A 17,821-nucleotide genomic window follows, 5' to 3' on the forward strand; every position below is an offset into this window, starting at 1 on the left:
AAATAATGGATGACTTATATTTTAGGAGTGAAAGATATGTATTTTATTGATAATAAGGGAATCACTGATCCACGCATTAACTTAGCGATTGAGGAGTATGCGTTAAAAACGTTAAATGTTGAAAAAGATTCTTATCTACTTTTTTATATCAACCAACCTTCAATCATTATAGGAAGAAACCAAAATACGATTGAAGAGATTAATACAGATTATGTGGAAAAAAATAATATTATTGTTGTTCGTCGTTTATCTGGTGGTGGGGCTGTTTATCATGATTTAGGAAATTTAAATTTTAGCTTTTTAACAAAAGATGATGGTGAATCTTTCCGGAACTTTAAAAAGTTCACACAACCTGTAGTAGATGCGATGAAAAATTTAGGCATTGATTCTGAATTATCTGGTCGAAATGATATTCTTGCAGAAGGACGTAAAATATCTGGAAATGCTATGTTCACTACAAAAGGACGTATGTTTAGTCATGGTACGCTAATGTTCGATTCTAATATAGATTCAGTTGTGGCTGCATTAAAGGTGAAAAAAGAAAAAATCGAATCAAAAGGGATTAAATCCGTTCGCTCTCGTGTAGCAAATATTGCAAATTTCATGGAAGAACCTATTACGATCGAGGAATTTAAAATGGAAATATTAAAATCCGTTTTTAGCGGAGAAGAGAATATTCAATATTACGAGCTAACAGAAGAAGATTGGGACCATATACACAAATTATCTGAAGAACGTTATCAACAATGGGATTGGAATTACGGTCAATCGCCGAAATTTAATGTTCAACGTACGAAGAAATTCTCTTCTGGATTTATCGATTTACGTTTAGAAGTAAACAGGGGTATGATGGAACAAGTACGTATCTTCGGTGACTTCTTTGGTGTAGGGGATATGGCAGATATCGAAAATGCACTGAAGGGTAAAAGATATGAGCCTCATGAGATTTCTCAAGCTATCCAAAATATAGATGTTTCTACATACTTTGGAGGCGTTTCAAAAGAAGACTTTATCAAACTGATTTATTAGTTCCATGTGCAATGCACATAAAAGATGGAGGGTGACAGAATGGTTATACATCGGATTTTGATCGTGGAAGATGATGTAAAAATCGCAACATTATTGGCGGATACGTTACGTAAGTATCACTATGATGTAAAGACAGTGGAATCCTTTGATAATATTCTTGAAGACTTTCAAGCGTTCAATCCTCATCTTGTTTTGCTCGATATTAACTTACCTTCGTATGATGGTTATTATTGGTGTCGTCAGCTAAGACAGTTGACGACTTGTCCAATCATTTTCATCTCAGCAAGATCTGGTGAAATGGATCAGATTTTTGCTTTAGAGAATGGCGGAGATGATTTTATCACTAAACCGTTCAATTATGAAATCATTTTGGCAAAGATTAAAAGTCATTTACGAAGATCCTATGGAGAATATGCGACCAAGCAAGAAGAAAGAACAATCAAACAAGGTCAGCTACAATTATTTCTTGAACGTATGGAGTTACATACAAAGAATGCTGAAATCCCCCTTCAGAAGAAGGAATGCGTCATTTTAGAATTATTGATGAGGCAAGCACCAAAAGTGGTATCACGCGAGAAATTATTAGAAGAACTATGGGATGATCAGGCTTTTGTAGATGAAAATACATTAAATGTCAATATGACGCGTGTTCGTAAAAAGCTTTCGGATTATCATGTTCGATCTACTATCGAAACTGTGCGTGGTGCAGGCTATCGATTTGTTCTGTGTGAAGAGGAGCAATAACAAATGGAATCTGTTAAACTTTTTTTAAAAGACCATAGTGGCTACATTGTTTTTGATATATTTCTTGTGTTATTTATTCTTTTATTATATTGGTTAGATGGTTTCCGTAATGTTGATACGGCCATTTATTCTATTATTATTTCACTGATTTTAACGATTACTTTTTTATGTATACGTTATATTATGCAACAATCATACTATAAAAAAATACTTCAACTTCCTAAGTCGATGGAGGATGCATTACAAAAAAATGCAAAAACCCCGGAACATATTGCAACAGAAAAGTATATTCACGAATTATATAAAATTTACCAACTAGAAGCTCAATCGTTATATGCACAGCAAAATCGTCATCTTCAGTTTATGAATCAATGGGTGCATCAAATGAAAACACCGATTAGTGTGCTAGAACTCCTCCTGCAAGAAGATGGAGAGTTGGATAAAATCAGTGTCCAAGAAGAAGTGGATCGGCTGAAGCATGGTCTTGAAACCGTTTTGATGAATGCACGTCTAGATACTTTTGAAGAGGATATGAAAATTGAAAAGGTAGCATTACGTCCATTAGTGAGTGCGATTGTCAATGAAAATAAACGATTATTTATCACGAATCATGTGTACCCTAGTATTGATATCGCAGAGGATTGTATCGTCCCTACAGATCCTAAATGGATGAAGTTTATCATCGGGCAATTTATCACCAATGCAGTAAAATATACTTTTGAAGACGGTAAAAAATTGTATTTATCTGCGGTAGTCAAGGATAAGCAAGTGATACTGACGATTAGAGATGAGGGAATAGGAATTCCTCCATCTGATTTGAAACGGGTAACAAAAGCATTCTTTACGGGTGAAAATGGCCGTAAAACAAGTGAATCGACTGGTATGGGTCTATATTTGGCGAAAGAGGTTTGTGATAAACTCGGTCATCAATTGGAAATAGAATCTGAAGTGGGACAAGGTACATCGATTCGAGTAACCTTCCAGCATTCTTAATAGAATTGAGGTAATCATATATGTCGATTTTAAAAATTCAAGACGTAACGAAAGTATATGAAGGAAAAGTTACACATCGTGCGATCAACCAACTCAGCTTTGAAGTAGAAAAAGGTGAATTTCTAGCAGTGATGGGACCATCAGGGAGTGGGAAAACAACGCTCCTCAATATGATTTCCACCATTGATACTCCAACATCAGGTGAGATTATCATAAATGACATAAAACCTCATGACTTAAAGAAAAACGATTTAGCTTATTTTAGAAGACGTCAGCTAGGGTTTGTTTTTCAAGATTTTAACTTACTTCAAATGCTTACAGTAGAAGAAAACATTGTTTTGCCTTTAACACTTGATGATCAGGATCTTGAAACGATGCAAGCAAGGGTTAAGGATGTTGCGCGTCAGTTAGGTATTGAAAATATTCTTGAAAAACGTCCTAATGAAATATCTGGAGGACAAGCTCAAAAAACAGCAATCGGTAGAGCGATCATTCATACGCCCTCGTTGCTATTAGCAGATGAACCAACGGGCAATTTAGATTCCAATTCATCTAAAGACGTTCTTGGCTTATTGGGCAGGATTAATAAGCAAGAAAACACAACAATCGTAATGGTGACACACGATCCGATTGCAGCTAGTTATTGTGATCGTGTTCTTTTTATCAAGGATGGGGAATATTTCAATGAAATTTATAAAGATAATCACCGCCAAACCTTTTTCCAAGCGATTTTGAATGTGTTGAGCTTACTAGGGGGTCATGTCGGTGACTTTTCGACAGTTCGCCTTCCGTAATGTGATAAGAAATCGTCGGATTTATGCGACATTCTTTATATCCAGTGTGGCATCCGTTATGGTGTTTTTCATCTATTCTATGCTGATGTTTCATCCAAGAGTGGAAGATGAATTTCTGCGAGAGATTGCCTTTCAAGGAATGTTTGTCGCAGAAGTCATTTTAGTTCTCTTTACATTGTTTTTTTTGTTTTATTCGATGCGGGCATTTTTAGAGGCACGTTCTAAGGAATTTGGAATCTTACTTCATTTAGGGATGGAAAAGAGACAACTCAATAAGCTTATTTTATTTGAAACCATGATCACAGGGTTTGCTGCAATTGTTGTCGGAATTATTTTTGGTTATGCATTTTCAAAGTTTTTCTTTATGATCGTAAGAGAAATTTTGCAAATTGATAGTTTGCCATTGTACTTTTCTTGGAAGCCCTTTGCGTTGACCATTGTAACGTTTACGAGTCTATATATCATTATTTCGTTTGTCAGTGTCATGTTTATCAAGGATGATAATTTAGTTAGTCTGCTGAGAGGATACTGGCACAATGAGCAAATAGCGAAATACTCTGTGTGGAAAGGAATTGCAGGATTACTATTGTTAGCTGCAGCGTATGGGATGGCGGCAAATATTAATAAAGAATATCTTGTCGTATTTGTAACGTTGATACCGCCATTTGCTATGATAGGAACATACTTATTTTTTACAGATTCTGTTCCTTTCATATTATTCCAAATTCGTAAACATAGAAAATGGTATTGGCATAAATATCGGATCGTTTCAATGGCTAAAATTTCATCTGTTATGCGAGAAAACTCTAGAATGTTTTTCATCTCGTGTATGGTTTCTACATTGGCTTTTTTGGCCATTGGCATTTTAAGCTCAATGTCGACATTTACACACCAATATCATCAATTGAACCCATTAGGATTAGTGTATTCGAGTAAATTAGATAATCCATATGAGAAAGATCATATATCTGGATTGATCGATGAACTAGAGGATAAGGGGCTTAGTTATCATCTATATAAATTTGATGTAAAACGTCAAACATCCTCCAATACACAAAAAACGGTAAAAATTTTAACACAAACAGATATTAATAGACTTGCGCTTGTGTTTGGCTATCCAGTAGTCAGCTTGAAAGCGGGTGAAGCAATGTTCCTACCCTATTCAATGGATTCCATTGATGAATTGAAAAGAAAGAAAGTGACAACCGTTTTACAGGAAAACAGCATCCCTTTATCTATCAATAAGGTATATCCCAAAGTGCTATTTTCACCAACTGAACTTGGAACAAACGTCATAGTGGTCAGTGATGAAGATTTTCGGTTGATTAAAGAGCCAATGGTAGGCGCTAATGCCAAGCAGTCTACGAATCATATTTTTGTGTTTTCTGTACCTGAATGGACGAAAACAAAAGATATTGGTCAAAATTTAGATGCTTTAATGACAGAGGCGTATATGACCAATCATGAAAACGACCTGCCTTTCTACTTTGAAAACCCGGGGTTGGATTATTCCTTTATACGTTCAACCTTTGCATTATTGTTATTTATCGGTTTATTGGCTGCTGCCGTTTTTTTCCTTGCTTCAGGGAGCTTTATTTACTTTAAACTATACGCGGGGCTAGAAGAAGATAAAAAACAATTTGATGCATTGCGTAGAATGGGGATTACAGATAAGGAATTACGCAAAATCGTCAATAGTCAATTGATCCCACAATTCTTTTTACCTTGGGGATTAGCCATGTTACATAGCACCTTTGCGTTTATGGCATTACAAGTATTTTGGAAGGGAATTGCTGATTTATCGATAATACGAGAGATTTTCCTTGTATTAGCAGCTATTACATGTATGCAATTGTGTTACTTCTACCTAATCCGCTGGCGTTATTTAGCCCATATAAGAGCCATATGAAAATGGAGATGATACTGCCTGTTCATATAGAATAAAAGCATTGCAGGCGTGTTGATTATCCAATTTTATCCATGAAGATAGGGAGAATTCGTTGATTTCCGCTACGGCTTGCTCGCTTTCCTGCGGGCGAGCGCTGAGCCGCTTCCTTCGCTACGCTCGTGCAGGGTCTCAACTGTCTCGCTTTTCCCGCGGGAGTCGAGCAAGCCTCCGCTCCAATCTACATAAATGAAACGAAAAATACATGTTTTTTTAAGAATTATATCAAAAATATTCCCTAATTTCTGCCTAATCAACACGCCTGAAAGCATTGAGAATGAATGAAAACAGCAGATAGCTAAAACGGCTGTCTGTTGTTTTATATTTCTAGTTTTTGTATAATATATTTGGATGGAAAATGAACCACCATTCATTTTATTCTTACAAAGGGGTTGAGAATATGAATTTAGTTTCAGAGGTTTATAGGACATCTACAGAACAAGCAGACAAAGTGGCGTATCATTTTATGGGGAAGGATACGACCTACAAAGAGTTTGAGGATTCAGTTTCTAGATTTGCAACTGCATTAAAGGAATTAGGGGTGGAAAAAGGGGATCATGTTGCTTTTTTATTGGGCAATACACCACATTTTATCATTTCTTTATATGCAACAATGAGGATTGGCGCGACGGCTATACCTATCAATCCACTTTATACAACAGATGAGATTACATACATTGTCCAAAATGGTGATGTGAAAGCAGCAATTCTTTTAGATGCTTTATTACCTCTGGTAGAAGTGGGGTTACAGGTATTTCCTGATGTGCATTCTTATGTAGTTTGTGAAACAAAACCTGATACGTTTGAAAAAATGCAAGCGCTGCCAGCAAATGTTAAGGAAAAAGTGCATTCTTTTCATCAATTACTGATCCAAACAAAACCAGAAGTAAAACCAACGATGATGAATGAGGATGATACAGCCATTATTTTGTATACATCTGGCACTACAGGTCATCCAAAAGGCGCGATGCTAACGCATAAGAATCTATATTCAAATGCACGGGATATAGCGAAATATTTACAGATCCGTGCAGATGATCGTGCGGTTACAACATTACCAGTGTTTCATGTATTTGCGCTAACGGTAGTTGTAAATGCACCTTTACTAGCTTCAGCGCAACTAATTATTGTACCACATTTTAGTCCAAAGGAAATTTTTAGAATTGGCAGGGAACTTCAGCCAACTGTTTTTGCAGGTGTACCGACCATGTTCAATTTTTTGTATCAATTTTCTGAAGGAGATCCGAATGATTTAAAATCATTGCGTTTAGTCGTTTCAGGAGGATCTTCCATGCCGGTTTCCTTACTTCATAACTTTGAAGAGAAATTTAAGGTTAGAGTGTCGGAAGGGTATGGATTATCCGAGGCTTCACCAGTAACATGTTTTAATCCACTAGATCGCGAACGAAAACCGGGGTCGATCGGTACAAATATCGTCAATGTTGAGAATAAAGTGTTTAATGAGCTGGGAGAAGAGGTGCCTGTTGGCGAAGTAGGAGAGCTTGTTGTCAGAGGGCCTAATGTTATGAAAGGGTATTATAAAATGCCTGAAGAAACGGCGGCAGCAATTCGTGATGGCTGGTTATATACGGGCGATTTAGCGAGAATGGATGAAGAAGGCTATTTTTATATTGTAGATCGCAAAAAAGATATCATTATTGTAGGCGGATATAATGTGTATCCACGCGAGGTAGAAGAAACTTTTTATAAAAATTCAAATGTTTTAGAGACGGCAGTTTTAGGAATCCCTGATCCGAATTTAGGTGAAGCGGTTCTAGCGTATGTAGTATTAAAAGAAAAATCTACTACTGTGGATGAATTACATGCATTTTGCAAAGAACATTTAGTCAAATATAAATGTCCAAAAGAAATCATCATATTAGATGAATTGCCAAAGAATGCAACTGGCAAGATTCTACGTCGCAATTTAAAAAATCAAGCCCTGTCGCGTGCGTAATTGATAGAAAAAGCAATGTTATTAAAATATAGACTATAGATGAACTCGAAACTTTTCGATTTTGCCTATAGTCTTTTTTTACAGCCAAAAACAACAAAAGATATCAAGAGATGTTCTCTCAATATCTTTTGTCGACACTTCTCTTTCGATCATGCTGGATGGATAAGATTTTTGCGAATCCCACATCAACAGATAGTTAAGACCCCATTTTAAGATTTCAGTAAAAAACAAGAGATCAGGAAAAACAGAACTGTGTGTCGTTTCACTTTATGCTTTTTTATATTTTGTATAGTAAAAAATAATTAATAAAAGGATCCAAACCGGTCCAACCTCTAGTGCAATTCTTGTATCTGGAAATACTCCCATCAGGAAAACAACTAAAAGCAGAAATGCAATAGCAAAGTATGAGCCAAGTGGATATAAAAACGCTTTATAAGTAAGGTTTGAAATTTGTGTTTTAGATAATGTTTGTCGGAACTTTATTTGACTGATTAAAATAATAAGCCAAGTCCAAATGGCACCAAAAGTTGAAATACTGGTGACCCATATAAACACTTTCTCTGCCACAAAATAGTTTAAAATAACGCCTATTAATAAAACAAATGCCGATGCGATAATGGCGATTGTTGGTACACCACCACGTCCTACTTGCTTGAAAATAGCAGGTGCTTGACCTTGCTCGGCAAGATTAAACAACATACGGCCTGTACTAAATATTCCACTATTACAGCTTGATAATGCAGCTGTCAGTACAACAAAGTTGATAATACCTGCAGCATATTGTAAACCAACTTGATCAAACATTAAGACAAATGGGCTGTTGTTTGTATTGATTTCGTTCCAGGGATAGATGGCCATAATGACTGTTAATGCACCAACATAAAATATTAAAATCCGCCAGAGCACTGTATCGATCGCATGAGGAATAACCTTCTTAGGATTTTTTGCTTCACCAGCAGTAATCCCGATCAACTCAACTCCTAAATAGGCAAACATGACAATTGGCAATGACATGAGTATGCCTTTAAGCCCATTTGGCATAAATCCACCGTGACTCCATAAATTACGAAAGCCGACAGCAATGCCATCATTACCGATCCCAAACAAGATGATTCCTAATCCCACCACAATCATAGCGATGATTGCGAAAACTTTAATAAAAGCAAACCAAAATTCAAATTCGCCAAATGCTTTTACAGCAATTAGATTAACAATAGTCATCATAACAAGTGCTGCAAGTGCCCACATCCATTTTGGTGAACCTGGGAACCATAATTGCATGTAAATACCTATGGCAGTTATTTCAGCCATACATGTCACAATCCATAGAAACCAATAGTTCCACCCAGTGATAAATCCAGCAAGCGGTCCTAAATAATCCTTAGCATAGCGACTAAAGGAACCCGCGACAGGGTTTTCAACTGCCAATTCACCAAGTGCACGCATAATAATGAAAATGACGATACCGCCAAGAAGATAAGCGATTAAAATAGCAGGACCAGCTAATTGAATAGCTCCTGCAGAACCTAAAAATAACCCGACTCCTATGGCAGCACCAAGCGACATTAACGTAATATGTCGCGACTCCAAACCTCTTTGGAGCTGTGATTTCTTGTTCGTCATAAAAAAACCCCTTCGATGCGATAAGATTCAATTGCAACTTTCTAATGGTATCACAAAAAACAGATAATAAAAAAGGATTTAGGGCTCTAACGCTATAAGTATTCTGAATAATTATGTTTTAATAGATATAACATTTTTATATTTCATTAACAGGTAGTAAGACCCTTACATCATGATGCAAGTATTGGGCAGCGGTTGAATGAAAGAACAATCGCTAGTAAAAGCTCGACTGATTTAACGAATATCTAGTGAAGATAAAGAAAGCTCACAGTGAGTGAAGTTTCACTTTGTGTTATATATATGATTCATAATTGTAAAATTTGCCGCTAATATGAAAAATGTATTGGGACAAGTTGCTGTCCTATGTTAGGCGTGTTGATGACAAAATACAGAGAGTAGGCAGGGAACCAGCTGCTAGTATACGTACGTTTGGTTTGACTATCTACCAGTTGAGGATGAAAAGCCTCTACTGTGTGAAGTGTGAATTTCCACTACTCGGTGAAGACAATCCAATGTCCTGCGGAAAGAGCGAATAAAGTCCCTAAGAGAGCAAATAAATCCTGTGGAAAGAGCGAATAAAGTCCCTAAGAGAGCAAATAAATCCTGTGGAAAGAGCGAATAAAGTCCCTAAGAGAGCAAATAAATCCTGCGGAAAGAGCGAATAAAGTCCCTAAGAGAGCAAATAAATCCTGTGGAAAGAGCGAATAAAGTCTCTGAGAGAACAAATAAATCCTCGGAAAGAGCGAATAAAGTCTCTAAGAGAGCAAATAAATCCTCCGAGAGAGCGAATGACCCCACGACCCCGCAGAAACGTTTTAAGGGACAAAGTCTAAGTTCACCACGTCCTGTGGCAATGGCTTTGGGGTCAACATCGTGTTGACTCGAGGGATTGAAGCCAAGACCGTGGAGAGTGCCGTCTTTAGCGGAACACACAAATCTGAATATCGAAAGTCCGTGTTTTTTATCTGTATTCTGCATTATGAAATTGATTTAAATGTATTAAAACTAGCAACTTTACCTCTCATCGAATCGTTACAATTAAAGTATTCCATTTTTGGTTCGTGACAGAAAAGCGATAAAACAGTATGATGAATATAATAAAGGAAGATTGTGAGTGTAGTGAATGATTGATTTTGTAAAAGGTTTGATTGATTTTATTATGCATATTGATGTGCATTTAACAGAGATTGTTTCCCAGTATCATGGTTGGGCATATGGAATTGTGTTTTTAATCATATTTATTGAAACCGGCGTTGTCATCATGCCTTTTTTACCAGGTGATTCGCTATTGTTCGCAAGTGGCGCATTAGCTTCTTTAGGTGCATTCAATTTATGGATCTCAATTATTATATTTTTTGTCGCTGCTGTTATTGGTGATTCCTTAAACTATGAGATAGGGCATAAGATAGGTAAGTCAATTCCTGAAGATAGTTTTTTAGGACGAGTAGTCAATAAAGAACGTATGCAAAAGGCGCAAGATTTTTTTAATAAATATGGTGGCAAAACGATTGTTATTGCACGATTTATGCCATTGATCCGGACATTTATTCCATTTATAGCTGGCGCAAGTAAAATGCATTATAGATATTTCATCATTTATAATGTCACAGGAGCATTATTATGGGTATTAGTTGGTGTATTCAGCGGTTATTTCTTTGGCAATATCCCATTTGTAAGAAATAACTTTTCAACCGTTATTTTAGCTATTGTCGTTGTATCGGTTTTACCAGCCATCGTCGGCATGCTAAGAGCAAAATTTAAAAAATAGATTTGCTAATGATATAAATATTTTCAAAAATGTTAGAATAAATGTATATTAATATAAAAGGAGATTTGCTCAATGGAAAAATTAAATGTAGAAAGTTTTAATCTTGATCATACAAAAGTTCAAGCGCCTTTTGTCCGTCTTGCAGGTGTTAAAAAAGGGATTAATGGAGACGAAGTATATAAATACGATATTCGTTTCAAACAACCTAACAAAGAGCATATGAATATGCCAGCATTACATTCGATTGAACACTTAATGGCAGAGAATATTCGTAATCACACAGATCATGTTGTCGATTTAAGTCCAATGGGATGTCAAACAGGCTTCTATTTATCCCTTATAAACCATACAGATTATGATGAAGTGCTAGATATTATTGAAAAAACCTTTAAGGATGTATTGAATGCGACTGAAGTACCTGCTTGTAACGAAGTCCAATGTGGTTGGGCTGCAAGCCATAGTTTAGAAGGAGCCAAAGAATTAGCAAAAGAAATGCTTGCCAAACGTGATGAATGGAAAACGATTTTTGCAGAAGAAAAATAATAATGCTTAGGGATATTGCTTAGAAATTTATCTTGCAGTATCCTTTTTTGTTGTAAAGTAAATCTTCCATACGGTGAAGGATCAAGCAATGCCCACTGTCTGGGGGTTTCTCTTATTTGCTTTACGGATCCCAATAAATCCTTTTTTTGAAAAGGGCATTTGTATTCATACCCAAGCAGACTGTAGCGGAAAACAATGGATTTCTTATATTTTATGGTAAAAATTGGATATTAAATATATCCATTATATCAAGAATAAATCTTGGTATTGAACCAAAATGATAAAAGTTCTTTTTTTACTATATAAAATGCTGAAAATGTTAAAATAGTTCAACAACATCTTCCGAAAATTGTTATAATAATAGTAATAATGTACGAAGGAGAACACAAATGGAGATCTTTATAGGGAGACAACCAATCTTTAATACTAAAGAACAAGTCTATTCATATGAATTATTATATAGAAACGGTATTGAAAGTAATCAATTTCCAGAAATTGATTCAGATTTGGCTACAGTTGATGTGATTGTCAATTCTTACTTTTCTATTGGGTTTGAAGAATTGACGAATGGCAAACCTTGTTTTATCAATTTTACTGAAAATTTATTGATGAGTGATATTATTGATCAACTAAATCCAACACAAGTCGTCATTGAAATTCTCGAAGATATTCCAATTACTGAAGCATTGATACGACGTGTAAAAGAACTTAAAGTGAAAGGATTTCGATTTGCTCTAGACGATTTTATTATGCAAGATGACTATTATCATATTTATGATGATTTATTTCCTTATATAGATATTATTAAAGTCGATTTCTTTATTTCTACAGATGAAGAGAGAAAGAAAATTGAAGACCGTGTCAAACATTCATTTCCTCATATTATTTTACTTGCAGAAAAAGTTGAAACAAGGGAACAATATCAAGAGGCCATTCAGAAAGGGTATACCTTATTCCAAGGCTATTTCTTTATGAAGCCACAAATCATTCGAGGTAGTGACATTTCTTCTAATCTATTACAATATTATCGTGTGATTGCATTATTACGTGCGGAAGAACCTGATATCGATCATATTGCTGAGGGAATCGAGCATGACGTTGCTTTATCATACAAACTTATGCAATTGATCAATTCTTCATCAAAACGTTCAAAGTCAAAAATTCGTTCAATTAAGCAAGCAATACTCCATTTGGGATTAGAGGATTTGAAAAGATGGATTTACATACTGACATATCGTGAATCACAAAAATGTAAGCCGGCTGGTACGTTCAATGAGCTTGTGAAAATTTCATTGAGCAGAGCTAAAATGTGTGAATTGCTGGCAAAATACAATAGAAAAAGAAATACTTCCGAATACTTTTTAGTAGGTATGTTTTCATTGATCGATGCGTTATTACAAAGACCAATCAACAGTATTTTGATACAATTGCCGTTATCGGAAGAAGTAGCGGAAACCATATTAGGCAATGAAACAATCATGCAACCCTATCTACAATTGGCCATCGCTTTAGAACGAATGGATTTTGAAAAAGTCAATGATATTGCACATGAATTACAAATAAATATAGATGATGTTTTTGAAATATTTAAAGCTGCAAACAAATGGTCTGATGGTATTTCATAGTTAGTGTAAAACAGTCACAAATATTCTATTTTCTTGCGGTTTAATTTGTTATCGAATTTGTTATACTTACTATGTAAGTTGTTACAAATTTTTATAGGAGGGTCTACCATGAAAAAAGCTCTACTTGCAATGTTATTCGGTTCTGCTTTAGTATTAGCAGCCTGCGGAGGTAATGATAATGATAACGCAGCAGATAATAACGACACAAAAACTGAAACAACCGATAACACAACAACAAATGACACAGCAACGGAAGAAAAAACAAATGAAACAGCGACAGCTGACGGTGAATCAATTGCAAAACAAAAATGTATTTCATGTCATGGCAATGATTTAACTGGTGCTATGGGACCGGATCTAACAAAAATCGGTTCTAAATTATCAGAAGATCAAATCAAAGATGTTTTAAACAAAGGTAAAGGGCAAATGCCTGCAAAACCAAGCAATGGATTACAAAGTGATGACGAAGTAAATGCCGTTGCAAAATGGCTTTCTGAACAAAAATAATATTTTAAAACTAGCTTTCATGAGGGGAAAGCTAGTTTTTTCATTGGATCAAATCATAACAGGCCGAGTAAGGAAAGTCTTACTCGGCTTGTTGAATCTTATTGAAAGAAAATGTTTACATAGTAAGTTAACCGACTGTGTTCCATACTTAAATTTATGCTAAAATATGTTCATATGTTTTATCCCGCGTTAACGGGCAGTAAGACCCCCATCTCAAGGTTTAGAGAGAAACGAGAAAGATAGGTGGGGGATCAACTGCCCGTAAAAGCCCGATTGGTTTGGGCCAACAAGATGTTGGTCCCTCAGGTGTTGCCACAGGACGTGGCGCTTTTAACCTGAGTTCTTCTATTTCAGTGGAGGATGAAGAAAACCCCCACGGATGGAAGCTTCACTTTATCTTAGTTCAGTAGAAAAGCTCAATTGCTGTAAATAACAACCCGTTCAACTTATACGGTGTGGGATAAAAAAATCCCAGAAGTTGAGTATTATTTTATGTTTATTGGAAAGGTGGTATGATGATGCCTTTGGATCAGGTTTGTACGAAAGATGTAATGGAAGTATTGAATCTGAAGCTAATAAGTGGTGAGGAAGGAATCGGACGGCATATTTTAACGAGTGATATTTCACGTCCGGGGCTTGAGATGGCAGGCTACTTTACACATTATCCTGCAAAACGGGTACAACTTTTAGGAAAAACGGAACTATCATTTTTTGAAATGTTATCAAGAGAAGTACAATTCGATCGGATGAATAAGCTTTGTTCTCAAGAAACCCCAGCTATCATCATCTCACATGATATGGAAGTTCCAGAGGCTTTAATAGTAGCTTCCGAAGAACATCATGTACCTGTATTGACAACAAAATTGACAACTACTCGATTTTCAAGTTTATTGACAAATTATTTAGAGAGTCGCTTAGCGCCAACAACGGCAGTGCATGGCGTATTGATGGATATATACGGAATTGGTGTTTTAATCACCGGGAAAAGTGGAGTGGGAAAAAGCGAAACTGCACTAGAACTTGTCAAAAAGGGACATCGTTTAGTGGCAGATGACTGCGTTGAAATTCGTCAAGAGGGTGAAAGTACGCTGGTCGGTAATGCACCACCTTTGATCGATCATTTACTTGAAATTAGAGGAATTGGCATTATTGATATTATGACATTGTTTGGTGCGAGCGCCGTGCGGAAACATAAACGAATTTCACTAGTCATCGATCTAGAAACATGGGATTCAGAAAAAACATACGACCGTTTAGGGTTGGACTCAGAAACCATGAAAATCATCGATACAGAGCTACCAAAGTTGACAGTTCCCGTAAGACCAGGTCGAAATCTATCGGTTATTATAGAGGTGGCTGCTATGAATCATCGTTTAAAGAATTTAGGCGTAAATGCTGCAGAAGAGTTTTCACGCAGATTGGATAGCGTCATTGAAGGAAATGACGAATTCTAGATGAAAACAGTTATAGCGTAGAGGCGAAAGGAGATTATTATGGATTCAATTTTAATGGCAATTAATCCAGTAGCATTTACACTTGGCCCCATATCAGTCCGTTGGTATGGAATCATCATTGCTTGTGGAATTATCATTGCTTATTTTGTAGGGCAAAGAGAAATGATTAAAAGAGGTTTCAATGAAGAGATTTTAACGGATTTATTGATTTGGGCAGTGCCTATTTCTATTATTTGTGCCCGAATTTATTATGTAACCTTTGAATGGCCATATTATGCAGCACATCCCGATGAAATCATTCAGATTTGGCATGGGGGCATTGCTATACATGGTGCACTTATTGGTGCCTTTGTGACAGCGATTATTTTCACCCACAAAAGAGGGATTAGTTTTTGGAAAATAGCGGATATATTAGCGCCGTCACTTATTATAGGTCAAATTATAGGTCGTTGGGGCAATTTTATGAACCAAGAGGCATATGGAGGTGTAGTAGAGCGTTCGTTTTTAGAAAATCTACATTTACCGAATTGGTTGATTGAACAAATGAATGTCAATGGATTCTATCATCATCCAACATTTTTATATGAATCTGTTTGGAACCTAATTGGATTGATCATTTTATTGGTGCTTCGAAAGGTAAACCCACGACGAGGGGAAATTTTCTTAACCTACATTATATGGTATTCATTTGGCCGTTTCTTTGTTGAAAGGATGAGAACGGATAGTTTACTAATTGGTGATTTACGTATGGCACAGATTGTGTCACTAGTGGGCCTTGTGCTAGGTGTTATTATCCTAATCTACCGTCGATTAAATATTAAACCACCTGTTCAATATAAGGATCAATAGAAAGATCAATGCGCTTGCGTGTTTCCGTGTCTTTAATGGGGCATTTTGAAACAATAGGATAAAGTAGCATTCATATTTAAGTCAGCTATAAATTTGTAGTATATCGCCGACATTGCTTTGGATAATAGATTTAAATTTTCCATAAACGAATCAATTTCATAAATACCTTTTGAGTTTAAAAATATAAATACTTTTTTCTATATACTAATATTATGTTCTGCTACAGACGGACGCTTTCCGCGGGCTTGGCTTTAGTCTCCTCGGGTCGATACGATGTTGACCCCGAAGCCGTTGCCACAGGACGTGGCGAACTTAGGCTTTGTCCCTTAAAACGTTCCTGCGGGGCCTTCAGCTCAAGCTTTTCCCGCAGGACTTTGAATAAGCCTCCTTGAACTCACACCGCACGATGGAAATGCGCATGCATTTTCGAGGAGTCGCCGTCTTCCGCTTCACAATTGCTTAAAATGGGATATAATAAAAACTTTTTATAGAATGTATGTTTTTCTTTTAAACTTTGTATTATGAAATTGATTCAATTAGGTAGGGAATTTAAGTTTCCATAGTGATGCGGCTATTCCTTTAATAGTAGGAAATTATTAATGCTATTTCAGATTTTAATTAGAGTTTGTAATGATAGTGCTGGTTATTTTTTATGAAAGAAAGATGATAAAGTGAAGAATCACACAGTGTGAGTTTTCTTCATCTCTCAACATGATAGTTGAATCCATCAGGTTCAAAGAGAGTGATTCCAATTTAATGGACATATACTCATACCTGAATTTCCCGGGAAATTCACAAAAGCCGACATGATTCCATCTACAGTTTTGGATTGAATCAAATCATTTTCGACAAGTGATTCTTCAAGAATCAAGAGGTAGATTCATTTATATATATAAATCCAAATTTCCAACAGCATGGCGAATATGAAATCGTATGGCCGCTTATCAAAGATGAAGAGCTTGCTCGAAGTTATCATAAGTATGGATAGAGTGAAATGTGTCAAATCTATTTTAGAGCCTATATATTAGAATGAACAAAGTATATAGAAAAACACATGTGTTGATTTTACAAAAATTAGGAATACTCGTTTGGCGTAATTTTTGAAAAACCCTGTATTTTTAGGATTATTTATATAGATCTTCGCTGCAATTAACGAATTCCTCTATTTTTATGGATTAAATTGGATAATCAACACGCCTGATAGAAAAAAGTTTTTTATCGTGGTGATAGTTTACATGGAATTTTTAGGAAGAAGAATGCGTGTGTGAGAATAAACGGTATATTTTACTTGTTGAGAGAAAGAACTTTTAATGCAGCTAAATTGGATCAATACTTATATGTCGATCTGAAAAATCGTAGAGGAGCATGCTATGCGTAGAACGGAAAGATACCCTGTAAGAGGTTCAACATCACTTTGGCAAATTTATAAAACGGTTTCCTTTTGGAAAGTCGTGAAATGTTTCATCATTATTGAAACGGCTCGTTATACGCCATTTCTTGCAGTTAAAAATTGGCTTTATCGTACATTTTTAAAAATGGAGATTGGTGAAAAAACATCGTTTGCATTAAAGGTAACACCAGATACAATGTTTCCAGAACGCATTAAAGTGGGAAAAGATACGATCATTGGTTTTAATACAACGATTCTTGCGCATGAATATTTAGTGGATGAGTATAGGCTAGGAGATGTTGTGATCGGTGATCGGGTTATGATTGGTGCCAACTCGACTATTTTGCCCGGTGTAGTGATTGGAGATGATGCCATTATTTCGGCAATGACATTAGTGAACAAGGATGTCCCTGCTGGTGCATTTGCTGGCGGCAATCCTATGAGGATCATTTATACAAAGGAAGAAATAGCCGAAAAAGAATCAGTTAATTCTAAAAAATCATAACATATACACATATTTTCTTAGAACACTTGACTTCATGTTTCTCTTATTATAGAATACTTTCATACATCATCACTCTAGCACGTTAAAGTATATAG

15 protein-coding genes are annotated in these 17,821 nt (G+C 35.9%); 14 read left to right on the plus strand and 1 reads right to left on the minus strand.

Translation table 11 applies throughout. From position 1 onward, the window contains the following. Positions 1-36 precede the first annotated feature (36 nt). The 6 genes from lplA (at position 37) to FEU33_RS00680 (ending at position 7,462) form a co-directional block, all read left to right on the plus strand. Positions 37-1,029 (plus strand): lipoate--protein ligase, encoded by a 993-nt coding sequence (gene lplA, locus FEU33_RS00655; protein ID WP_146547539.1) that lies wholly within the window; start codon positions 37-39, stop codon positions 1,027-1,029. Positions 1,030-1,068: 39 nt separating this feature from the next. Then, entirely contained in the window at positions 1,069-1,773 is a 705-nt protein-coding gene (locus FEU33_RS00660; protein WP_146547540.1) for a response regulator transcription factor, read from the plus strand. A 3-nt stretch (positions 1,774-1,776) separates the two neighbouring features. Then, positions 1,777-2,766 carry a sensor histidine kinase gene (locus FEU33_RS00665; RefSeq protein WP_146547541.1) on the plus strand — a complete coding sequence of 330 codons (990 nt, stop codon included), beginning with the start codon at positions 1,777-1,779 and terminating at the stop codon, positions 2,764-2,766. 20 nt (positions 2,767-2,786) lie between these two features. Beyond that, positions 2,787-3,560 (plus strand): ABC transporter ATP-binding protein, encoded by a 774-nt coding sequence (locus FEU33_RS00670; protein ID WP_146547542.1) that lies wholly within the window; start codon positions 2,787-2,789, stop codon positions 3,558-3,560. Further along, positions 3,526-5,469 (plus strand): FtsX-like permease family protein, encoded by a 1,944-nt coding sequence (locus FEU33_RS00675; protein ID WP_425328568.1) that lies wholly within the window; start codon positions 3,526-3,528, stop codon positions 5,467-5,469. The genes FEU33_RS00670 and FEU33_RS00675 overlap by 35 nt, the downstream gene beginning before the upstream one ends. A 436-nt stretch (positions 5,470-5,905) precedes the next feature. Beyond that, complete coding sequence (locus FEU33_RS00680; RefSeq protein WP_146547544.1) at positions 5,906-7,462, plus strand: fatty acid--CoA ligase family protein; 1,557 nt, start codon at positions 5,906-5,908, stop codon at positions 7,460-7,462. A 267-nt stretch (positions 7,463-7,729) separates the two neighbouring features. Here the strand turns inward: FEU33_RS00680 and FEU33_RS00685 are convergent, their stop codons facing one another. Further along, positions 7,730-9,085: an amino acid permease gene (locus FEU33_RS00685; RefSeq protein WP_146547545.1), complete on the minus strand. Its 1,356-nt coding sequence runs from the start codon at positions 9,083-9,085 to the stop codon at positions 7,730-7,732. A 1,126-nt stretch (positions 9,086-10,211) separates the two neighbouring features. On the opposite strand from FEU33_RS00685, the gene FEU33_RS00690 reads away from it, so the two are divergent. The 8 genes from FEU33_RS00690 (at position 10,212) to FEU33_RS00720 (ending at position 17,726) form a co-directional block, all read left to right on the plus strand. After that, entirely contained in the window at positions 10,212-10,853 is a 642-nt protein-coding gene (locus FEU33_RS00690) for a DedA family protein (RefSeq protein WP_244951029.1), read from the plus strand. Between the two features lie 72 nt (positions 10,854-10,925). Next, positions 10,926-11,396 (plus strand): S-ribosylhomocysteine lyase, encoded by a 471-nt coding sequence (locus tag FEU33_RS00695; RefSeq protein ID WP_146547547.1) that lies wholly within the window; start codon positions 10,926-10,928, stop codon positions 11,394-11,396. 389 nt (positions 11,397-11,785) lie between these two features. Continuing rightward, entirely contained in the window at positions 11,786-13,021 is a 1,236-nt protein-coding gene (locus FEU33_RS00700; protein ID WP_146547548.1) for an EAL and HDOD domain-containing protein, read from the plus strand. A 108-nt stretch (positions 13,022-13,129) separates the two neighbouring features. Continuing rightward, entirely contained in the window at positions 13,130-13,528 is a 399-nt protein-coding gene (cccB, locus tag FEU33_RS00705; protein WP_146547549.1) for a cytochrome c551, read from the plus strand. A gap of 278 nt (positions 13,529-13,806) precedes the next feature. Then, positions 13,807-13,938 carry a hypothetical protein gene (locus tag FEU33_RS19230; RefSeq protein WP_280524818.1) on the plus strand — a complete coding sequence of 44 codons (132 nt, stop codon included), beginning with the start codon at positions 13,807-13,809 and terminating at the stop codon, positions 13,936-13,938. A 114-nt stretch (positions 13,939-14,052) separates the two neighbouring features. Further along, the gene (gene hprK / locus FEU33_RS00710) at positions 14,053-14,982 is read left to right on the plus strand and encodes an HPr(Ser) kinase/phosphatase (protein ID WP_146549853.1); all 930 of its coding nucleotides are present in this window, start codon (positions 14,053-14,055) and stop codon (positions 14,980-14,982) included. A 39-nt stretch (positions 14,983-15,021) separates the two neighbouring features. After that, a complete protein-coding gene (gene lgt, locus FEU33_RS00715) occupies positions 15,022-15,831 on the plus strand; it encodes a prolipoprotein diacylglyceryl transferase (protein ID WP_146547550.1) in 810 nt (269 codons plus the stop codon). A gap of 1,370 nt (positions 15,832-17,201) precedes the next feature. Beyond that, positions 17,202-17,726: an acyltransferase gene (locus FEU33_RS00720; protein ID WP_146547551.1), complete on the plus strand. Its 525-nt coding sequence runs from the start codon at positions 17,202-17,204 to the stop codon at positions 17,724-17,726. Positions 17,727-17,821: the final 95 nt, after the last annotated feature.

Origin of the sequence: Rummeliibacillus suwonensis, assembly GCF_007896435.1 — a bacterium.
GTDB classification, from domain to species: Bacteria; Bacillota; Bacilli; order Bacillales_A; family Planococcaceae; genus Rummeliibacillus; species Rummeliibacillus suwonensis.